General features: G+C 63.6%; 1 protein-coding gene. It reads left to right on the forward strand.

What is annotated here, in order from left to right:
• The first annotated feature begins 144 nt into the window (after nucleotides 1–144).
• Complete coding sequence (locus tag VGH68_RS07100; RefSeq protein ID WP_414696906.1) at nucleotides 145–2505, forward strand: mechanosensitive ion channel domain-containing protein; 2361 nt, start codon at nucleotides 145–147, stop codon at nucleotides 2503–2505.
• The last annotated feature ends 136 nt before the right edge of the window (nucleotides 2506–2641 follow it).

The following is a 2641-nucleotide window of genomic DNA, read 5'->3' on the forward strand; positions in this document are numbered from 1 at the left end:
GCGGCGCTCACCATTATCTCTCCGAACGCAAATGCCGCACCGCCGGCGCTCACGTTGCCGTCGTTTCAGGAGCTCCTCAACAAACCTGCGGCACCCGGTCCGGCATCGGCTTCCGCCCCCGCTTCCGGTACGTCGGGCGCAGCGGTGAACCCGGCCAGCGACGCGGATCTCGCGCGCTCGCTCGACACGGTCATCTCGACGCTCGACAGCGACCGGCAACGCACGGCGCTGGTCGCACAGCTGAAAAAGCTCCGCGACGCCAAGCGCGACGCCGATGCCGCCGCGCAACCCGCCGGCACAGCCGCGGCGTCCGACGGCACGGGTGCGGCAGCGCTGGCAGGCGCGTCTGCATCGTTGGCGGCGAGCTCATCGACGGCAGCGTCGGCCGTGGTCGCAGCCATCACGCCGAAAACCGGGTTGCTGGGTGCGATTGCGTCGGGGCTGGCGAATATCGAGGCCGACATCCGTCGCGGCCATACGCCGCTCAACTACTGGGGCGGCCGCCTGAACGCAGCCTACAACGAGCTGTTCACCATTGTCTCGGGTCAAAGCCGTGAAAATTTTGGCCATACGCTGTCCAACTATTTCCTGACGCTCGCAGGTTGGGGCGTGTGCGCTTATCTACTGGTGTACCTCCAGCGGTACTTGCACACGCGCTACAACGTTCATTTCGGGCTGCATCCCAATCCGACCACCAGCGAACTCTTGATCTTCGCACTGCGGCGAGTCGGGCCGTATCTCTTCGCGTTCATCGCGGCGCTCACTTTTGTGCGGCTGATGCCGGTGTCGCTCGGCCGCACCCTCGCGATGGTCACGGCTTACGCGATCGACGCGGGTGCGGTGTTTTCGTCGATCTGCCTGATCATGTTTTCGCTGTTCGGCTCGGCGCATCGCCGGGTGGCAGTGAATCTGCTGATTCAGCACGCGCGTCGCTTGCTGTTCCTGATCGGAACGCTCGGCGCACTCGGCGACGCGGCGTCGAACTATGACGTTGCGCAACAACTTGGCACGAATCTGTCCGCACTGCTCTCGACGGTCGCGAACATGAGCGCGGCGGTCCTGACCGGCTATTTCACGCTCGCGTTCCAGCGGCCGGTGTCCCATCTGATCCGCAGCCGCGCGTACGAGCAACGCAGCCGGCACAAGGCCGCGACGGAGACGTTCGAAGTGGTGGGCTCGCTTTGGCAGGTGCCGATGCTGCTGCTTGCGTCGGCGTCGGTGATCGCCACGCTCTCGGGCATCGGGACCTCCGAGAACGTGCTGCAGATGGCGATCGCAACCGCTGGGCTGTTGGTGGTCGGACTGTTTCTTAGCGCCGTCGTGTTGCGCGTGACGCGTCTGCCGCAGCGCAAGACGCGCCGGCAATCGGCCTACGTGCGACGGCTTTTCAAGTTTTTTGGCCGCCTGGTCGTATTGGTGATCTGGTTGGTCTTCCTCGAACTCTCGTCGCGGTTCTGGGGTTTTTCGCTCACGAAACTCGCTGAACAGAGCGTTGCCGCGCGCGGCATCACACACGCGGTGAGTGCGATCCTGCTGACTATTCTCATCGCGTGGCTGGCGTGGATCCTGATCGATACGGGGATTCAGGAGGCGCTCAATCCGAATACGCCACGCGGCAAGGGGCGCGGTCCGAGCATGCGTGCGCGCACCATGCTGCCGCTGATCCGCAATGTGCTGTTTGTCGGACTGCTGAGCGTCGCGGCGATTGTTACTGCTGCCAATCTCGGGCTGAACGTAACGCCGTTGCTCGCCGGCGCCGGCGTGATTGGCCTGGCGGTGGGTTTCGGCGCGCAGTCGCTGGTGGCCGATCTGATCACGGGGCTTTTTATCATCATCGAGGACACCATTTCCGTTGGCGACTCGATCGAGGTCGACGGCGGCCATGCGGGCGTGGTGGAAACGCTGACGATCCGTACGGTGCGGCTGCGTGACGGGCAGGGCGCCATTCACGCCATTCCGTTCTCGCAGATCAAGGTGGTCAAGAATCTGTCGCGCGATTTCGCTTATGCGGTGTTCGAAGTACGGGTGCCGTTTTCGGCCGATGTCGACCAGATCACGCAGATGATTCGCGAAGTCGGCGCGGAATTGATGGCCGACTTCCGGTATCGACGCGAGATGCTGGGGCCGGTCGAAGTGTGGGGACTGGACCGTTTCGATCCTAACTGGATGGTCGTGAAAGGGCAGATCAAGACGCTGCCGCTGCAGCAATGGAGCGTCGCGCGGGCGTTCAACGTAAGGGTAAAGCGCAAGATGGACGAGATCGGCATGGACGTTCCCGTGCCGCAAATGCAGGTACGCGTGTCGCGTGAATCAGCGAATAAAGACACGTCGTGGGAGGAGATGGAGGAAGTGACGGAGCCGGTGCCGTTATCGCCTGTGGAACGGAGCGCGGTCGCGAAAGCCCGGGACGTGTCGCACGAGCCGCAGCCCGCGCCGCCACCGACCGACCAATCAGTTCAGGTGCCGCCCCAGATTCCGACGGCGTCGGAGCCGGGGAAAGCGTAGCGCGATTGTTTCGGCATCGGTATTAGCCCGACGCCCTTGCCGTCGCGCGTTAAGCGGCGAGCGTGACGAGATCGTTCACGTGTGTCGAGATTTGCGCGCCTGGCACGCCATAGACATGGATGGAAACGGCGGTCTG

The organism is Paraburkholderia sp. (assembly GCF_036488505.1).
Lineage (GTDB): Bacteria > Pseudomonadota > Gammaproteobacteria > Burkholderiales > Burkholderiaceae > Paraburkholderia.